At 69.3% G+C, this 16,252-nt stretch carries 17 protein-coding genes; 9 read left to right on the forward strand and 8 right to left on the reverse strand.

The annotated features are described in order from the left end of the window. Positions 1-21: 21 nt before the first annotated feature. Entirely contained in the window at positions 22-1,266 is a 1,245-nt protein-coding gene (locus tag ACO2RJ_RS03975) for a GNAT family N-acetyltransferase (RefSeq protein ID WP_423266717.1), read from the reverse strand. Positions 1,267-1,599: 333 nt separating this feature from the next. Between ACO2RJ_RS03975 and ACO2RJ_RS03980 the strand changes: the two genes are divergently transcribed. Continuing rightward, positions 1,600-2,658 (forward strand): polysaccharide deacetylase family protein, encoded by a 1,059-nt coding sequence (locus tag ACO2RJ_RS03980; protein ID WP_423266719.1) that lies wholly within the window; start codon positions 1,600-1,602, stop codon positions 2,656-2,658. Between the two features lie 6 nt (positions 2,659-2,664). Here ACO2RJ_RS03980 and ACO2RJ_RS03985 read toward each other — a convergent pair whose 3' ends face one another. After that, positions 2,665-2,877 carry a DUF2842 domain-containing protein gene (locus tag ACO2RJ_RS03985; protein ID WP_423266720.1) on the reverse strand — a complete coding sequence of 71 codons (213 nt, stop codon included), beginning with the start codon at positions 2,875-2,877 and terminating at the stop codon, positions 2,665-2,667. Positions 2,878-3,049: 172 nt separating this feature from the next. Here ACO2RJ_RS03985 and ACO2RJ_RS03990 point away from each other — a divergent pair, with 172 nt between their 5' ends. Further along, entirely contained in the window at positions 3,050-4,099 is a 1,050-nt protein-coding gene (locus tag ACO2RJ_RS03990; RefSeq protein WP_423268904.1) for a COX15/CtaA family protein, read from the forward strand. Positions 4,100-4,115: 16 nt separating this feature from the next. Here ACO2RJ_RS03990 and ACO2RJ_RS03995 read toward each other — a convergent pair whose 3' ends face one another. Beyond that, on the reverse strand, positions 4,116-4,535 hold the full coding sequence (locus ACO2RJ_RS03995) for a CoA-binding protein (protein WP_423266722.1): 420 nt from the start codon (positions 4,533-4,535) through the stop codon (positions 4,116-4,118). A 22-nt stretch (positions 4,536-4,557) separates the two neighbouring features. Beyond that, a complete protein-coding gene (locus tag ACO2RJ_RS04000) occupies positions 4,558-5,286 on the reverse strand; it encodes a hypothetical protein (RefSeq protein WP_423266723.1) in 729 nt (242 codons plus the stop codon). 143 nt (positions 5,287-5,429) lie between these two features. On the opposite strand from ACO2RJ_RS04000, the gene ACO2RJ_RS04005 reads away from it, so the two are divergent. From ACO2RJ_RS04005 to rpsI, 3 genes are all read left to right on the forward strand, one after another. Further along, on the forward strand, positions 5,430-5,888 hold the full coding sequence (locus ACO2RJ_RS04005; protein WP_423266724.1) for a PaaI family thioesterase: 459 nt from the start codon (positions 5,430-5,432) through the stop codon (positions 5,886-5,888). A gap of 208 nt (positions 5,889-6,096) precedes the next feature. Continuing rightward, the gene (rplM, locus tag ACO2RJ_RS04010) at positions 6,097-6,576 is read left to right on the forward strand and encodes a 50S ribosomal protein L13 (RefSeq protein WP_423266725.1); all 480 of its coding nucleotides are present in this window, start codon (positions 6,097-6,099) and stop codon (positions 6,574-6,576) included. Positions 6,577-6,578: 2 nt separating this feature from the next. Then, positions 6,579-7,058, forward strand: a complete 480-nt coding sequence (gene rpsI / locus ACO2RJ_RS04015; protein WP_423266726.1) for a 30S ribosomal protein S9 — start codon at positions 6,579-6,581, stop codon at positions 7,056-7,058. 68 nt (positions 7,059-7,126) lie between these two features. Here rpsI and ACO2RJ_RS04020 read toward each other — a convergent pair whose 3' ends face one another. Beyond that, on the reverse strand, positions 7,127-7,351 hold the full coding sequence (locus ACO2RJ_RS04020) for a hypothetical protein (protein ID WP_423266727.1): 225 nt from the start codon (positions 7,349-7,351) through the stop codon (positions 7,127-7,129). A 221-nt stretch (positions 7,352-7,572) separates the two neighbouring features. Between ACO2RJ_RS04020 and speB the strand changes: the two genes are divergently transcribed. Both speB and ACO2RJ_RS04030 read left to right on the forward strand, forming a co-directional pair. Next, on the forward strand, positions 7,573-8,556 hold the full coding sequence (speB, locus tag ACO2RJ_RS04025; RefSeq protein WP_423266728.1) for an agmatinase: 984 nt from the start codon (positions 7,573-7,575) through the stop codon (positions 8,554-8,556). Between the two features lie 136 nt (positions 8,557-8,692). Beyond that, on the forward strand, positions 8,693-9,649 hold the full coding sequence (locus ACO2RJ_RS04030; protein WP_423266729.1) for a glutaminase: 957 nt from the start codon (positions 8,693-8,695) through the stop codon (positions 9,647-9,649). Here ACO2RJ_RS04030 and nadC read toward each other — a convergent pair. From nadC to nadA, 3 genes are all read right to left on the reverse strand, one after another. After that, positions 9,646-10,500, reverse strand: coding sequence for a carboxylating nicotinate-nucleotide diphosphorylase (gene nadC / locus ACO2RJ_RS04035; RefSeq protein ID WP_423266730.1), 855 nt, complete (start codon positions 10,498-10,500; stop codon positions 9,646-9,648). The two genes, ACO2RJ_RS04030 and nadC, sit on opposite strands and share 4 nt — an antisense overlap. Beyond that, positions 10,497-12,092 (reverse strand): L-aspartate oxidase, encoded by a 1,596-nt coding sequence (locus ACO2RJ_RS04040; RefSeq protein WP_423268905.1) that lies wholly within the window; start codon positions 12,090-12,092, stop codon positions 10,497-10,499. The genes nadC and ACO2RJ_RS04040 overlap by 4 nt, the downstream gene beginning before the upstream one ends. Positions 12,093-12,250: 158 nt before the next feature. Next, positions 12,251-13,327 carry a quinolinate synthase NadA gene (gene nadA, locus ACO2RJ_RS04045; RefSeq protein ID WP_423266731.1) on the reverse strand — a complete coding sequence of 359 codons (1,077 nt, stop codon included), beginning with the start codon at positions 13,325-13,327 and terminating at the stop codon, positions 12,251-12,253. A gap of 237 nt (positions 13,328-13,564) precedes the next feature. Here nadA and ACO2RJ_RS04050 point away from each other — a divergent pair, with 237 nt between their 5' ends. Together ACO2RJ_RS04050 and ACO2RJ_RS04055 are read left to right on the forward strand one after the other, a co-directional pair. Then, positions 13,565-14,785, forward strand: a complete 1,221-nt coding sequence (locus ACO2RJ_RS04050; RefSeq protein ID WP_423266732.1) for an MFS transporter — start codon at positions 13,565-13,567, stop codon at positions 14,783-14,785. A gap of 137 nt (positions 14,786-14,922) precedes the next feature. After that, positions 14,923-15,909, forward strand: coding sequence for an MDR family oxidoreductase (locus tag ACO2RJ_RS04055; protein WP_423266733.1), 987 nt, complete (start codon positions 14,923-14,925; stop codon positions 15,907-15,909). Positions 15,910-16,252 lie beyond the last annotated feature (343 nt).

Consider the following 16,252-nt stretch of genomic DNA (forward strand, 5'->3'; position numbering starts at 1 on the left):
CTCAGCCGACCGGCGGTTCGGTCAGTCGGCGTCGCCCGAAGGCGGCGTCTCGTGAGACGTTCCCCGCCGGCCCGCGGCCATCCGGCGAAGCCGGTAGAACAGCTCATAGACGGCGCGGTTCGCCTTGATGCGGGCCTTCGCCCTGCGGGCCGCGGCGAGGCTCGCCGCGGCGGCCCGGCCGGCGATCGTGACGCCGAGCATCGAATCGAACAGCGGCTCCGTGTCCGGGCAGTACATCTTCTTGTAGGACGCGACCCCGACGCCGAGATCGAACATCTTGTAGCCTTGGCGGATAGCGTCCTCGACCACGAAGGTCATCAGCAGCTCGCCGGGGCTGTATTTGGCGTGCTCGCCGCTCGAGATCGAGTTGAACATCCCGCTGCAGCGACCGCCGCCTCCGAGAGCTCCGGTCACCGCGATGATTTCGCCGTTCAGCTCGAAGCCATAGAGATCGATAGCGGGCGCCAGGCCCGAGGCCCCGGTGGCGTCCGCCAGGAACTCACGGACGCCGGGTTTGCCGAAGACGTTCGTGATGCCGCGGCCGGTGAGCTGCACGCCCTTCTGCGCGAGATAGGCGTCGAGCAGCCGCGCGCGCTCCTCGATCGTTTCGGCCCGGAAGATCCTGGGAACGCCGAGCTCCTCGAAGCGCCGCATCTTGCGCCGCTGCTTCGACCGCGCCTTGGCCGACAGCGACTGCCGGAAATGCTCTTCAATGTCCGCCGCGAGAACGCTGCTGAACGCCGGGTCAGGCGAAGGCTGCCCCGGCAGCGCCAGGAACGGGTTGGCGACGCCCTCCCATTCGTAGGGCTGATTGGTCAGCGCGAACACGTCCGCCCCGGAGACGGCGGCCGCCTGGCGCAAGAGGCGCAGGGTTTCGGCCGGGGTGAAGAGAGCCAGCCGATCCCGGCGCAGGACCGGAAGATTGAAGTTCGAATGGCTGCCGCCGAGGAAAGACGCGATGCGGACGCCGAAGCGTCGGCGCAGCCCGAAGGGGAGCACGGCGACGGGCCGACCTTGCGCGTCGCGCGCCACGACGATCATCGGGCTCACGCCCTCGTGCGGGGCGACGTGATCGACCCACGCCTTGAGCAGCGAAGGCGTCTGGTAGGGAGTGGCGAGCGCGAGCGGCATCAGGCTGGCCCACGCGTCGAGCGCCGCCTCAAGGTCTGCATGCACCTCGACGCTGGCGAAGGCCGGAGCGGCGCCCATGCTCGACACGGCGGCCTCCGCGAGCGGCGAGCCTTCCAAGGCGCCGGCGACTGACATGGACTGTTCCCTCGCGCGATTTGACGCCGCGTTCGCCGGCGGTCGTCCGAACCGCTTCACGCTTTGCATCGCCATGACCGCGAAAGATAGCCGCGAAGATCTACGACTCGTGAAATCGATCGCCTAAAATTGTATGAAAATCGTGACATCGTTACCGCTTGGTGTCTATTCGGCGCGCGCTCGATCGATCTCGGCGGCAACTCGTTAACCTGTCCGCTCTGCTGCCCCCGCGCTTCGGCATTGGTCTGAAGAGGGGCGGCGGGGCGACGCTACCCTTCGTTCACCGTCTTCGACGAGAGTGCCCGACATGAAGCCGGAACGGATCGGGACCGAATGAGCGGCATGCGCACGCGCCTGTTCCGGCTGAGCTTCGCAGCCCTCGACGCGAGCGGCGCGAACCGTGCGCTGAGCCCGCGGGCGCGGGGGCTCGGCCTCATCCTCACGCTGCATCATGTGCGCCCATGGACCGGCGGAGCCTTCGCGCCGAACCGGCTGCTCGAGGTCGAGCCCGACTTCCTCGACCTGACGCTGTCGCGCGCGCGGGACCTGGGCTTCGACTTCGTCTCGCTGGACGAGGCCTGGCGCCGGGTCGCGTCCGGAGTCTCGGTGCGGCCCTTTCTGCATCTCACCTTCGACGACGGCTATCGCGACGTGCGCGATCACGCGCTGCCGATTCTGGAGAAGCACGGCGCGCCGGCGACGCTCTATGTGGCGTCGGCCTTCGCGGACGGCGAGGCCGACATCTGGTGGCTCGCGCTCGAGGCCGCGATCGCCCGCGCGTCGCGGCTGTTCATCGATCTCGGCCGCGGCGAGGCGGCCGTGGAGACGCGGACGGCCCGCCAGAAGAACGCCGCCTGGGCGACCATCTACTGGCGCCTGCGCGCCGGCGGCGAGGCCGCGCTGCGCGCCGAGACGCGGCGTCTCGCGGAAGGCCAGGGGATCGACGTCGGCTCCTTCGCCCGGGAGCTGTGCATGCGGTGGGACGAACTCCAGGCCGTCGCGCAGAACCCGCTGATCACGATCGGCGCGCACACGGTCACCCATCCGATGCTCGCCAAGCACTCCGACGCCGTGGCCCGCGCGGAGATGGCCGACAGCCGCGACGCGATCCGCGCGAAGCTCGGCCTGGTCGCCGAGCACTTCGCCTATCCCGTCGGCGATCTGTCGGCCGCAGGCCCGCGCGACTACGCGCTCGCCGCCGACCTGGGCTTCACGACGGCGGTCACGACCCGGCCCGGCCATCTGACGAAAGCGCATGCGGCGACGCCGACGGCGCTGCCGCGGGTGTCGCTCAACGGCCATTTCCAGACCCGCTCGGCGGTCGACGCGCTGCTCTCGGGCGCGCCGTTTCTCGCCCTGCAGGCGGCCGGCCGGCTGCGCGGCCGCGCCTGACGGCCTTCAGGGCTTCGGGTTCACCCGCTCCATCCAGCGGATGAGCAAAGCGGCGGGAACGATCCAGATCAGCCCGAAGACCGCGAAATAGACGAGCTGGATCAGCGGCCCGGACTGCGCCAGGCGAAACTGCCCGACCATCATCACGATCAGCGCGTAGACGGTCACGCCGACCACCAGCGCCACCATGCCGATCAGCTTCTTGATCCTGGGCGTCATCGCGCCGCTCCGGCCGTTCGGGAACGTGACCCCCGGCGCCTTGTCCGCGCCGGAGGACGGACTTAAAGCCGTGAGGCCCCGTCCGATCAAGACGTCGCGCCCAAGGAGGCGCTCCTTCGTGTCCCAGCCGCTCGCCGCCCGATCCCCGCGCCGCTTCGTCCGCGCCTGGCTGATGATCACCCTCGCGCTGGTGGCGTTGATGGTGGTCGTCGGCGGCGCGACCCGGCTGACGGGCTCCGGACTGTCCATCACGGAGTGGAAGCCGGTGACGGGCGCCGTGCCGCCGCTGGGCGCGGCCGCCTGGGGCGAGGAGTTCGCCAAATATCAGGCGAGCCCGCAATACAAGCTGCTGAACGAGGGCATGTCGCTCGGCGAGTTCCAGTTCATCTATTGGTGGGAATGGGGCCACCGTCAGCTCGGGCGGCTGATCGGGCTGGTCTTCGCCGGCGGGCTCGCCTTCGCGGCCGTCACGCGCCGCGTCAGCTTGGGCGAGGGGCTGACCCTGTTCGCCATGGGGCTGCTGCTCGGCGCGCAGGGCGCGGTCGGCTGGATCATGGTCGCGTCCGGCCTGCAGCCCGGCATGACGGCGGTCGCGCCGATCAAGCTCACGTTGCACCTCGGGCTGGCTCTGCTGTTTCTGTCGACGCTGGTCGCGTTCCTCGTCCGGCTCCGGCAGTTTGGGCGCGACGACGGCCTGCTGACGCCGGGGCTTCGAGCCTGGTCCTACGCCGTGCTCGCGCTGACCTTCGCGCAGATCCTGCTCGGCGGCCTCGTGGCGGGCTCGCGCGCAGGCTTCGCCTTCAACACCTGGCCGGCGATGGACGGCGGCTTCGCCCCGGGGCTGGACACGCTGTTCGCGACGTCGCCGTGGTGGGAGAACTTCGTCGACAACGCGGCCCTCGTGCAGCTGAACCACCGCCTGGGCGGCTATCTCCTGTTGCTCGTGACGATCGGATACGCCGTCGCCGTGGTCCGCGCGCGGTTCTGCCGAAGGGCGAGCCGGCGGGCGATCGCTCTCGTCCATATCGTCGCGCTGCAGGCCGTTCTGGGCGTCGCGACCCTCGTGATGGTCGTGCCGCTCGCGCTCGGCCTCGCCCACCAGTTCCTGGCCGTCGTGCTTCTCGGCGTCGCCGTCGCGAACGCCGCCCTGCTGCGCGAGCGCGCAACCCGCGACCGCAGCGCCGCCGCCGCAGGGCAGGGGCTGCCGCAGGCCGCAGAATAGGCGGCCGAGCGTTCGTTCAGAGAAGCCGCGGGCGTTCGATCGCGGGGCAGCGGTCCATGATCATGGTGACGCCATCGGCTTCGGCCCGCGCGGCGGCGCCCTCGTTGACCACGCCGAGCTGGGACCAGATCACCTTCGGACGCGGCGAGAGGGCGAGCGCCTCCTCGACCACTCCGGCGAGATGCCGGCTCGACCGGAACACGTCGACCATGTCGATCGGATGGGGGATGTCGGCGAGCCGGCCAAACGCGGGCAGGCCGGCGATCGTCGACCCGTCATGCCCGGGATTGACCGCGAACACGCGGTAGCCGCTGCGCGCGAGATAAACGGCCACCCGGTGGCTCGGCCGCGCCGGGTTGGGACTGGCGCCCACGACGGCGATCGTGCGGACGGTCGTCAGCACGTGGCGCAGGAGCTCGTCGGAATACGACGTCATGCTCCGTCCGCTCGGGCGGAGCTCAGTTCGGCTTCTGCGGCGCCTCTTGCGGATCGTTCTGGTCGTCGCCGAACAGATCCTTGATCTTGTCGAGATAGGGCTTGACCGCCTCGACGTTGCCCGGCAGCGGCTGGAAGCTCTCGAGCGCCGCGAACTGCTCGTCGAGATCCTTCAGCGCCGCCTTCTTCTCGTCGTCGGACAGCGCGGCGTCGTTCTCGATCTCGTTCTGCACCTTGTTCTTTTCGGCCGAGAGGTCGGTCTCGCCGCCGTCGGGGTCGCTCGCGCCGAAGGCGAGCAGCACGGACTGCGCGACGTTCGCCCAATCCGAATAGGTCGGGAACTCGTGCTTCTTGAGGATGGCCTCGATCTGGTCCTTGGCCTCGGGCTTGTCGAGATAGGCCGCGAGCGCGCCGACCGGGTCCTCGGCCTCGCCGACCTCGGCCTCGTCGCTTTCGGGCTGGTTGCCGGGGTTCTTGTCCTGCTCCTTCGCCGTCGGATTCTGAGACGCGAGCTTCTCGCGCAGCGTCTCGAATTCCGGCCATGCGGCGATGAAGTTCTCGACTTGCTTGCCGTTGAGCGGAACCTGCTTCGGCTCGACGTCGCCGGCGGCGTCCTCCGGGCCGGGCGCCGCCTCGGCCGCCGGCTTCTGCGCGTCCTGCGCGAAGGCCGGGGCGGCGAAGGTCCAGGCGCCGGCGGCGAGCAGGGCCAGAGTGAGGGCGCGTAGACTTTGGGCCTTGGCGGCGATGGGCATGACGTCCTCCGGAAGACATGCGGCGACGCGGGGTTGCGCGGCCGGCTCGAAGCGGCTTGATGGCGGCCGCCCGAGCCCGCGCTCTCACACTCGGAGCGCGGCCTTCAGATTCGGGACTATGACCGTTCAAAATGGACGCGACCATGACGGAAATGCCACGCACCGCCGTCGATCGCGCGCCGCGGCTGACGCTCGACCAGGTCAACGCCTTTCTCGCGGTCGAATTTCCCCAGATCGCGCAGGACGGACCGACCTATGAGGTCGAGGACATCGGCTACGGTACGGCGCGCATGCGGCTCATCCATCACGAGCGGCATCTGAGGCCCGGCGGCACGATCTCCGGCCCGTCGATGATGGCGCTGGCCGACGTCGCGCTCTACGTCGCGCTGCTCGGCGCCATCGGCCCGGTGAAGCTCGCCGTAACCACGAACTTCTCGATCAACTTCCTGCGCCGCCCGGAGCCGGGCGACCTGATCGCGACCTGCCGCTACCTCAAGATCGGGCGAAGCCTCGCCGTCGGGGAGGCCGAGCTCGCGCGGGCGGGGACGGCCGAGGCGGTCGCCCACGTCGTCGCGACCTATTCGATACCGCCGAGGACCTGACAGCGTCGCTCGCGGCGCGATCGACGGCGGAGACGCCTGCGCCTCTAGGCCTCCATTAGAGGTATCAAAATACCATTTTTATAAGCCATTGAAAATGAATGATTTTTTGCATGACGCGCGCATTGCGTTCCGCGCGGCAATTCGGTATCAACCACCCGTCGCGCGGACCTCGTCCGCGCGCTTCGTTTTTTCTATCGAGGCTCATCTCATGCGACCCCAGCCGGCCCGCTCTTTCGTGGCCAAACCGGCCGACGTGGAGAAGAAGTGGGTGGTGATCGACGCCGCAGGCCTGGTCGTCGGCCGGCTCGCGTCGCTCATCGCTCTTCGTCTCCGCGGCAAACATCTCGCGACGTTCACGCCGCATGTCGACGATGGCGACCACATCATCGTCATCAACGCGGCCAAGGTCCACTTTACGGGCCGCAAGCGCGAGAACAAGACCTATTACTGGCACACCGGCTATCCCGGCGGCATCAAGGAGCGCAAGGCGCACCAGGTGCTCGACGGGCGCTTCCCGGAGCGCGTGGTCGAGAAGGCCGTGGAGCGCATGCTTCCGCGCGGGCCGCTTGGCCGCAAACAGCTCGGCAACCTCAGGGTCTACGCCGGCGACAGCCATCCCCATGAGGCCCAGCAGCCGACGTCGCTCGACGTGGGCGCGCTGAACCGCAAGAACATCAGGAGCGCCTGACCATGGCCGAGAACATCCAGTCGCTCGGCGAGCTCGGCGGCGCCCTGGGCTCTTCGCAGCCGGAAGCCCCGAAATACGTCAAGAAGGTCGACCAGTTCGGCCGCGCCTACGCCACCGGCAAGCGCAAGGACGCGGTCGCCCGTGTCTGGATCCGCCCGGGTTCGGGCAAGGTCCTGATCAACAAGCGTCCCCTCGAGGTCTATTTCGCTCGGCCCGTGCTGCGCATGATCCTCGAGCAGCCGCTCGGCGTCGCAAACCGCTCCGGTCAGTACGACATCACCGTCACGGTCGCCGGCGGCGGCCTCTCCGGCCAGGCGGGCGCCGTGCGTCACGGCCTGTCGAAGGCGCTGACCTATTTCGAGCCGGAGCTTCGGGGCGTCCTCAAGAAGGGCGGTTTCCTCACCCGGGACAGCCGCGTCGTCGAGCGCAAGAAATACGGCCGCGCCAAGGCCCGCCGCAGCTTCCAGTTCTCGAAGCGCTGACGCTCCCTTATCTTCAGGTGCTGCGTATGGAGAAAGCGGGCCCCGGGCCCGCTTTTTTCGTTTCGGCGTCAGCCGCGGGACGACGGCTCCGCCGCGCGCAGACCTTCCGCGGCGGCGTCCGCCGACATGCGCTCCGCGATCGCTTCGGCTTCCGATCGGCTCAGGCGCATCAGCAACGCGCCGGAGTCCTTCACCACGATGGCGCCCGAGCGCTGCCGGACCACAGCCCACGAGTCGTCGCTCCTGAAGTGCAGACGAACGATTCCGAAAGCCTTGCTGTCCGTCCCGGTCATGAGGATGCGATCCCTGCGCGCTACAACTGCACGTGTGTATGAGTCTTGGGCCTGCATAGACAATGATCCAGTGGGCATGCCGCCCATGCGTCGCCGAACGGGGCTCTGATACCTTCTAAAGGCGCGCTTTGGCGCGACGGTCGCGGCGCGCGCGCGCGCCTGCTAAGCAGGCGCGTCGCGGTCAGCCCGCCGCGACGCGACCCACGGCACCAGGACTTCGCATGGCGCACGATCCCCTCCGCCCACGCCCCGTCGACGACGCGCTCGATTCGTCGCGCCGCTTCGGGGAATCGATCGAGGCGAATTACGCCGGCGCGACGTCGTTCCTTCGGCGCCGCTACGCGCGATCGGCCGAGGGCGCGGACGTCGCGGTGTGGGGCGTCCCGCTTGACACCTCCGTGTCGAACCGTCCGGGAACCCGTTTCGGCCCCCGCGCCATCCGCGACGCGTCCACGATCATGTGCGGCGATCCCGCCTATCCCTTCGGCTTCGACATCTTCGAGGCGCTCGACGTCGTCGACGCCGGCGACTGCTCTCTCGACTACGGACGCATCGACGAGGCGCCGAAGGCGATCGAGGCGCAGGCGGCGGAAAAGCTCGCGGGCGGAGCGCATCTGCTGACGCTGGGCGGAGATCATTTCCTCACCTATCCCGTCCTCAAGGCGTTGACGGCGAAGCTTGGCCGTCCGGTCGCCCTGGTGCAGTTCGACGCGCATCAGGACACATGGGACGACGACGGATCGCGCATCGACCATGGGACGATGATCACGCGCGCCGTTCGCGACGGACTGATCCTGCCCGAGCGCTCCATCCAGATCGGCATACGCACGCACGCTCCGGCGGATTACGGGATTTCGCTGGTCGACAGCCTTCTGGCGCAGGAGCTCGGACCGCTCGCGACGGCGAGCCGTATCCTGGGCCATGTCGAGGATGCGCCGGTCTATGTCAGCTTCGACATCGACTGCCTGGATCCCGCCTTCGCCCCCGGCACGGGCACGCCCGTGTGCGGCGGGGTGACCTCGGCCTTCGCCATCAGCTGCCTGAGGCGCCTGGGGGCGCTGAACCTGAAGGGCTTCGACATCGTCGAGGTCTCGCCGCCTTACGATCATGCGGGGATCACGGCGCTGGCGGGCGCGACGCTGGCGCAGGTCTATCTCGGGCTGCTGGCGGAGCGAAAGCGCGCGGGCAAGTCGATCGCGCCCTGAGCGGCGCAATGCGTGCTGCGCCGACCCGGCCCGTGCGTCTCCGCGTCGCGCGCGGGCTGCGCGACCCGCGAACCGTCGGTGCTATCCTCGGCGCCGCGAGGCGGTTCGTCCTCGCCATCTCTCGACGGGGACGAGCATGACGGATCTCTCGCGCATCGTCGCGACCATCGCGGCGGACATGGCGCGCGCCGAGGACCGCGGCCGCGTCGCCGATTACATTCCGGGCCTCGCGCGGGTCGATCCAAATCAGTTCGGCATCGCCATCGTCACCGCGGACGGCGAGACGCACTGCGCCGGCGATGCGGACACGCTGTTCTCGATCCAGAGCATCTCCAAGGTCTTCGCGCTCACGATCGCGCTGGGCAAGGTGGGGGACGGCCTCTGGCGCCGGGTCGGCCGCGAGCCGTCCGGCACGGCCTTCAACTCCATCGTCCAGCTCGAGCATGAGAGCGGCGTGCCGCGGAACCCGTTCGTCAACGCCGGCGCGATCGTGGTCGCCGACGTCAATCTCGCTGGCCATCAGCCGCGCGAGACGATCGGGGAGCTGCTGCAGTTTCTGCGCCACCTCGCCGAGGACGACAGCGTCGTGATCGACGACAAGGTTGCGCAGTCCGAGCGGGCGACCGGCTTCCGCAACGCCGCGCTCGCGAACTATATGAAGTCGTTCGGCAATCTCGAGCACGCCGTCGAGCTCGCCCTCGGCGTCTATTTCCATCAATGCGCGATCGCGATGAACTGCCGGCAGCTGGCGAAGGCCGGCCGGTTCCTGATGCTGGACGGCGTCCATCCCGGAAGCGGCCGGCACGTGGTGTCGGCCGCGCGCGCGCGGCGCATCAACGCGCTGATGCTGACCTGCGGGCATTACGACGCCTCGGGCGATTTCGCCTACCGCGTCGGCTTTCCCGGGAAGTCCGGCGTGGGCGGCGGCATCATGGCGATCGTGCCGGGGCGCGCGTCGATCGCGGTGTGGTCGCCCGGCCTGAACACGCGCGGCAACTCGCAGCTCGGCACGATCGCGCTGGCGCGGCTGGCGGACGCCACCGGCTGGTCGATCTTCCGCCCGGCCGCTGACAGGTCTCCCGACGCGCCCTAGGCGATCTCGATGTCGAGCCCGAGATCGAGCGTCGGCGCGGAATGCGTGATGCGGCCGACGGAGATCAGGTCGACGCCGGTCTCCGCGATCGCCACGACGGTCTCCAGCGAGACATTGCCGGAGGCCTCCGTCCGCATCCGCCCGGCGACGCGCGCCACCGCCTCGCGCAGCATCTCCGGCCCCATATTGTCGAGCAGCACGACGTCGGCGCCTTCGGCGATCACGCGGTCGAGCTGGTCGAGCGTGTCGACCTCGATCTCGATCTTCACGAGATGGCCGGCCGCGGCCTTCGCCGCGCGCAGCGCCGGCTCGATCCCGCCGGCGATCGCGATGTGGTTGTCCTTGATCAGGATCGCGTCGTCGAGGCCGAAGCGGTGATTCGCGCCGCCGCCGCACCGCACCGCGTATTTCTCGAACACGCGCAAGCCCGGCGTCGTCTTGCGGGTGCAGCAGATCTTCGCCTGCGTGTGGGCGATCAGATCGGCATAGGCCGCGGTCGCCGTCGCGACGCCCGAGAGATGGCCGAGGAAGTTCAGCGCCACGCGCTCGGACGACAGGACGGCGCGCGCCGGCCCCTCGATTCGGGCGACGACCGAGCCGGGCGCGAGCCGGGCGCCGTCGGCGAGCTCGGCTTTGAAGCTCACGTCCGGATCGAGCGCGGCGAAAGCCGCTTCCGCGAGCTGGATCCCGGCGAGCCGGCCGGCTGCGCGCGCCACGATCGCCGCGGTCGCTCGCGCCTCCGCGGGGATCGTCGCCGCGCTCGTCACGTCGCCGGCGCGGCCGAGATCTTCCGCGAGCGCGGCCTCGACGGCGCGGCGGACGGAGAGCGGATCGAGCGGAGAGGGCGTCACGAGGCGGCGCGCTCTTCCGCCGGAGCCGGCAGCCCCGCCAGGGCGTCGTCCAGGGTGAGAGTCGAGCGCCGCCGCAGCTCCTCGCGCGGCGCATTGAAGTCCGAGCGGAAGTGGCCGCCGCGGCTTTCCTTCCGCCGCTCGGCCGCGACCGCGATCAGCAGCGCAGCCGTCGCCATGTTCGCGACGTCGACCGAGCGCGCGCCTCGGCGTATGCGGTCGATGCCTTCGACCGCGCGGGCCATGCGGCCGGCGTCGCGCACCACCCCGACCTGATCGGTCATCGCCCGGCGAAGCGTCGCGATCGCCGCCTCGTCGGAGGGCGAGCCGACGCCCGCGAAGCTCGAGGTCGCGGCGCGGGCGGCGGGCGGGGCGGCGGGCACGAGGCCCGCGATGTCCTCGGCGATGCGGGCCCCGAAGACGACGGCCTCGAGCAGCGAATTCGAGGCGAGCCGGTTCGCGCCATGCGCGCCCGTGGATGCAGTCTCGCCGCACGCCCAGAGGCCGTCGAGCGAGGACCGTCCGTTGGCGTCCACATAGACGCCGCCCATGTGGTAGTGCGCGGCCGGCGCGACCGGGATCGCCTCACGGACAGGGTCGACGCCCGCTTCGCGGCAGGCCGCGTAGACGGTCGGGAAGCGGGTCGCGAAGCGCTCGCCGACGCTGTCGCGGGCGTCGAGGAAGGCTCCGCCCGATCGCGCCGCCTCATAGACGGCGCGGGCGACGATGTCGCGCGGCGCGAGGTCGAGGTCCGGATGCACGCCCTCCATGATCCGGCGCCCCTGCCGGTCGACCAGGACGGCGCCTTCGCCCCGCAGCGCTTCGGTCGCGAGCGGGGCGGGATCACGGCCGACCGCGAGCGCGGTCGGGTGAAACTGCACGAATTCGAGGTCGGCGAGCGTCGCGCCGGCGCGGGCCGCCATGGCGAGCCCGCCGCCGCTCGCTTCGACCGGATTGGTGGTGACGGCGTAGAGATGCCCGATCCCGCCCGAGGCCAGAACGACCGCGCGGCCGAAGATCTGGACCGGCCGGGCGCGCGGCGCGCCGGCGGCCCGCGCGGTGACGCCGGTGACGAAGCGGCCTTCGAGGATCAGGTTTTCGGCGACCAGCCCTTCGAGCACGCGGATCGAGGGCGTGCGGCGGACGGCCGCCACCAGCGCGCCCATGATCGCGCGGCCGGCGAGATCGCCGTTCACGCGCACGATGCGCCTCTCGGAATGCGCCGCTTCGCGTGACAGCAGAAGCTTGCCCTCAAGGTCGCGGTCGAACGGCACGCCGTAAGACAAGAGGTCCGCGATGCGCGCCGGCGCCTCGCGCGCCATGAGCCTCGCGATCTCCTCGTCGACGATGCCGGCGCCGGCCGCGATCGTGTCGGCGGCGTGCGATTCCGCACTGTCGCCAAGCCCGACCGCCGCCGCGATCCCGCCCTGCGCCCAGGCCGAGGAGGCGCCGTCGCCGAGCGGCGCCGCCGCGACGATGGTCACCGGCCGCGGGCTCAGCTTCAGCGCCGTGAACAGGCCGGCGAGCCCGCCGCCCACGATCACGACGTCGTCGACGCCGCGCCAGGAGAGCGGGGCGAGGTCGTCGGACGTCACGGGTTCAAGATGTTCGGTCATCGGGATCACTCGTCCTCCCGGTCTGGGCGGCGGCGCCGCGAGCAGGCGGGATCGTCAGAAACGAAGCGCTTCTCGTCAGACGATCCCGGCTCTCGCTTCGCTCGGCCGGGACGACGGTTCACCGTATGGGGCGCGGCTCAGATCTTGAGATTGACCATGCGCTCCACGCTCGCGCGCGCGCGCTCCGCGACCGCGGGATCGACGATCACCTCGTCGCGCATGTGCACGAGCGACTCGAGGATCTTCGGCAGCGTGATCCGCTTCATGTGCGGGCAGAGGTTGCACGGCTTGACGAACTCGGTCTCAGGAGCCTCCGCCATGACGTTGTCGGCCATGGAGCACTCCGTGACCATGACGACCTTCTTCGGCTTCCGCAGCTTCACATAGTCCGCGAGCTTCGCCGTCGAGCCGGTGAAGTCGGCCTCCGCGAGAACGTCCGGAGGGCATTCCGGATGCGCGAGAATGACGATTCCGGGGTCGGCCTCGCGATAGGCGCGCAGCTCGCCCGCGGTGAAGCGCTCATGCACCTCGCAGGCGCCGTGCCAGGAGATGATCTTCACCTTGGTCTGGGAGGCGATCCACATCGCGAGATACTGGTCCGGCAGCACCATGACCTCGGGGGACTCGAGCGACTCGACCACCTGCACCGCGTTTCCGGAGGTGAGGCAGATGTCGGCCTCGGCCTTCACCTCGGCCGTGGTGTTCACGTACACCGCGACCGGCACGCCGGGATGGCGGCGGCGCAGCTCGCGCACGTCGGCCGCGGTGATCGACGTCGCGAGCGAGCAGCCGGCGCGGCTGTCCGGGATCAGCACGGTCTTGTCGGGATTGAGGATCTTCGACGTCTCGGCCATGAAGTGGACGCCGCACTGGACGATCACGTCGGCGTCGGTCTTGGTCGCCTCCCGGGCGAGCTGGAAGCTGTCGCCGACGACGTCGGCCACGCAATTGTAGATCTCCGGCGTCTGGTAGTTGTGCGCCAGGATCACGGCGTTGCGCACGCGCTTCAGCTCGTTGATCGCCTTGACGTAGGGCGCGAAGAACGGCCACTCGACCGGCGGGATGACGGTCTTCACCCGGTCGTACAGGTGCGCGGTCGCCGCCTGGACCTCGGGGGTCCATTCGAGCGACGGCATCGCCACCGGCGGATGCCGGCGCGGACTGGGCAGCGCCTCCGGGACGAAGGGCTGAGAGAGCGCGGCGAGTGGGGACATGGCGTCCTCCAAAGATCAACCGGGACATTATGCTCATTTCGAGCATAACTATGATAATGCGCACGGCGCCGAATTTGAAGGCCCGTGACGTGAAAATGTCATCCTCGTCCTGATCGCGCCGCATTCGCTCATTCCCGCCGGCGATGCGTGGGATCACCACGTTTCATGAACGCCGCGCGAGCGATCGGCTAAACTGGCGGTTCAGTGTGATTGCAGGGCCGAGGCGTCGTGAGCAGCTTGGACAGATCCTCCGGCGCGTCCCGCGCTCCGCTTCTCGTCATCCTCTGCGGATGCGCGATCGCCTGCCTCACTTTTGGGCCGCGCGCGACGTCCGGCCTGTTCCTGACGCCGATCTCCGACGCCAACGGCTGGGGCCGGGACGTCTTCGCGATGTCCTTCGCGATCCAGAACCTGCTGTGGGGCATCGGCCAGCCTTTCGCGGGCGCGGTGGCGGACAGGTTCGGGGCGCGGCCCGTGCTGGCGGCCGGCGGCCTGCTGTACGCCGCCGGCCTCGCTTTGATGCCGTTTTCGACGACGCCGGGCGCGATGCACATCAGCGCCGGCGCGTTCGTCGGCTTCGCGCTGTCCGGCGCGTCGTTCTCGATCGTGATCGGCGCGTTCGGGAAGCTGCTACCGCCCGAGTGGCGGACGATGGGCTTCGGCTTCGCGACCGCGGCGGGATCGTTCGGGCAGTTCCTGTTCACGCCGCTTGCGGCGACCCTGATCGCGTCGGTCGGCTGGCAAACCACGCTTCTGATCTTCGCCGCCCTGATGCTGCTCGTGCTGCCGCTGTCGCTCGCCCTCGCGACCCCGAAGGCCACGTCGGACGCGCAGAAGGCGGTCGGCGCCGACCAGACGCTGGGCCAGGCGCTCGGCGAGGCCTTTTCGACGCCGAGCTACTGGCTGCTGTTGACCGGCTTCTTCACCTGCGGCTTCCACCTCGCCTTCGTCACGGCCCATCTCCCGCCGTTCCTGATCGACAACGGCGTATCGGTCGCGATCGGCGGCTGGACGCTCGCGCTGATCGGGCTGTTCAACATCGTCGGCTCGCTCTCGTCGGGGGCGCTTTCGGGGCGGCTCCCGAAGCGGCACATCCTGGCCGCGATCTATTTCGCGCGCGCGGTGCTGATCACAGGCTTCGTGTTCACGCCCGTGACGTCGACCAGCGCGCTGCTGTTCGGCGCCGGCATCGGACTGCTCTGGCTGTCCACGATCCCGCCGACCTCCGGCCTGGTCGCGACCATGTTCGGCGCGCGCTACATGACGATGCTCTATGGAATCGTCTTCCTCAGCCACCAGATCGGCTCGTTCATCGGCGTCTGGCTCGGCGGCGTCGTCTACGAAGCGACCGGCAATTACGACCTCGTCTGGAAGCTCGCGATCGGGCTCAGCATCATGTCGGGCCTCGTCAATCTGCCGATCCGCGAGCGACCTGTGGCGCGCCTCGCCTCCGCCTGATGGGTCGCGGTGGGCTCCCCGCTTCGTCGCGCCCCCCGCGGTCTTCCGGGATGACGAAACCGTCCGGCGGCTCTATCTAGCGCCAAGCCCTTCGACGCGAACACGCCCTGCGTCACGAACCCCACATGGGAGCCTTCATGTCCTCGTTCCGCGCCCTGCGCATCGACAAAGGCGACAACGGCCAGACCGTGGCTGCGGTCGACTTCCCCGAGTCCGAGTTGATGGAGGGCGACGTCGTCGTGCGGATCTCGCATTCGACGGTGAACTACAAGGATGGCCTCGCCATCACCGGCAAGTCCCCGATCGTGCGCCGCTATCCGATGATTCCGGGCATCGACTTCGTGGGCACGGTGTCGGCCTCGACCAATCCGGAGTTCGCCGTCGGCGACGCGGTCGTCCTGAACGGCTGGGGCGTCGGCGAGAGCCATCTCGGCGGCTACGCCGAGATCGCGCGGGTGAAGGGCGACTGGCTGGTGCCGCTGCCGAAGGGGATCGCGCCCGCCGACGCCATGGCGATCGGCACCGCGGGATACACGTCCATGCTCTGCGTCATGGCGCTCGAGCGCCACGGCCTGACGCCCGGACGCGGTCCCGTTCTGGTGACCGGGGCGGCCGGCGGCGTCGGCTCGGTCGCGGTCGCGATACTCGCCAAGCTCGGCCACGAGGTCGTGGCCTCGACCGGGCGGCCGGAGGAGGCGGACTATCTGAAGCAGCTCGGCGCGAGCGAGATCATGTCGCGCGAGGAGCTCGCCGTCCCCGGCAAGCCGCTGCAGAAGGAGCGCTTCGCCGCCGTGGTGGACTCTGTCGGCTCGGTGCCGCTCGCGAACGCGCTGGCGCAGACCATGTCGGGCGGCGCGGTGGCGGCCTGCGGTCTCGCCGCCGGCATGGACCTGCCGACGACGGTCGCGCCCTTTATCCTGCGCGGCGTCTCGCTGCTCGGCATCAACAGCGTGACCGTGCCGAAGCCGATCCGCATCGAGGCGTGGGACAGGCTTGCGAAGGATCTCGACGCGGACAAGCTGCGGGCTATCACGACGACGATCGGCTTCGACGACATCATCCCGACGGCGCACAAGATCGTCGAAGGCAAGGTCCGCGGCCGCGTCGTGGTGCAGATAGGGTGAGCCACCTTGCTTTTCTGAGATCGCGGCTTGAGACACAAACGCCTGATCTCACGGTGGACCTGCGGCTCTTGTCTGGTAGCGAGGGCGGTCGGGAAGCTGCGATTGGCTTCGGCTGGTTCTGTCCCTGTCAGAGCGATGACAGCGTTGAAAGTTGGAGCGGCTATCCCCTTCTCGAGTACGAAATGGTTCCGGGCGAGACGAGACGCGTTGGATTTGTTTTCCTGATGGGTTCACAGGCGGCCGATGCGCTTCGCAAGGCAAAAACGTTCCGCTTATGGGAGAAGCGAGTGATCGGTGTTGCGCACGTCCTACCCTAAGACCAACGCGAGTTCGCAGGCGGCCA

Source organism: Hansschlegelia sp. KR7-227 (assembly GCF_049446035.1).
Lineage (GTDB): Bacteria > Pseudomonadota > Alphaproteobacteria > Rhizobiales > Methylopilaceae > Methylopila.

Excerpts from the sequence above, each read along its gene's own strand:
- ACO2RJ_RS03990 (WP_423268904.1), top strand. The coding sequence starts at position 3,050 with ATGATCACCCTCGCGCTGGTGGCGTTGATGGTGGTCGTCGGCGGCGCG.
- ACO2RJ_RS03995 (WP_423266722.1), bottom strand. The coding sequence starts at position 4,535 with ATGACGTCGTATTCCGACGAGCTCCTGCGCCACGTGCTGACGACCGTC.
- rplM (WP_423266725.1), top strand. The coding sequence starts at position 6,097 with ATGCGACCCCAGCCGGCCCGCTCTTTCGTGGCCAAACCGGCCGACGTG.
- ACO2RJ_RS03980 (WP_423266719.1), top strand. The coding sequence starts at position 1,600 with ATGAGCGGCATGCGCACGCGCCTGTTCCGGCTGAGCTTCGCAGCCCTC.
- ACO2RJ_RS04005 (WP_423266724.1), top strand. The coding sequence starts at position 5,430 with ATGACGGAAATGCCACGCACCGCCGTCGATCGCGCGCCGCGGCTGACG.
- ACO2RJ_RS03985 (WP_423266720.1), bottom strand. The coding sequence starts at position 2,877 with ATGACGCCCAGGATCAAGAAGCTGATCGGCATGGTGGCGCTGGTGGTC.
- rpsI (WP_423266726.1), top strand. The coding sequence starts at position 6,579 with ATGGCCGAGAACATCCAGTCGCTCGGCGAGCTCGGCGGCGCCCTGGGC.
- nadA (WP_423266731.1), bottom strand. The coding sequence starts at position 13,327 with ATGTCCCCACTCGCCGCGCTCTCTCAGCCCTTCGTCCCGGAGGCGCTG.
- speB (WP_423266728.1), top strand. The coding sequence starts at position 7,573 with ATGGCGCACGATCCCCTCCGCCCACGCCCCGTCGACGACGCGCTCGAT.
- ACO2RJ_RS03975 (WP_423266717.1), bottom strand. The coding sequence starts at position 1,266 with ATGTCAGTCGCCGGCGCCTTGGAAGGCTCGCCGCTCGCGGAGGCCGCC.
- ACO2RJ_RS04055 (WP_423266733.1), top strand. The coding sequence starts at position 14,923 with ATGTCCTCGTTCCGCGCCCTGCGCATCGACAAAGGCGACAACGGCCAG.
- ACO2RJ_RS04020 (WP_423266727.1), bottom strand. The coding sequence starts at position 7,351 with ATGACCGGGACGGACAGCAAGGCTTTCGGAATCGTTCGTCTGCACTTC.
- ACO2RJ_RS04030 (WP_423266729.1), top strand. The coding sequence starts at position 8,693 with ATGACGGATCTCTCGCGCATCGTCGCGACCATCGCGGCGGACATGGCG.
- ACO2RJ_RS04000 (WP_423266723.1), bottom strand. The coding sequence starts at position 5,286 with ATGCCCATCGCCGCCAAGGCCCAAAGTCTACGCGCCCTCACTCTGGCC.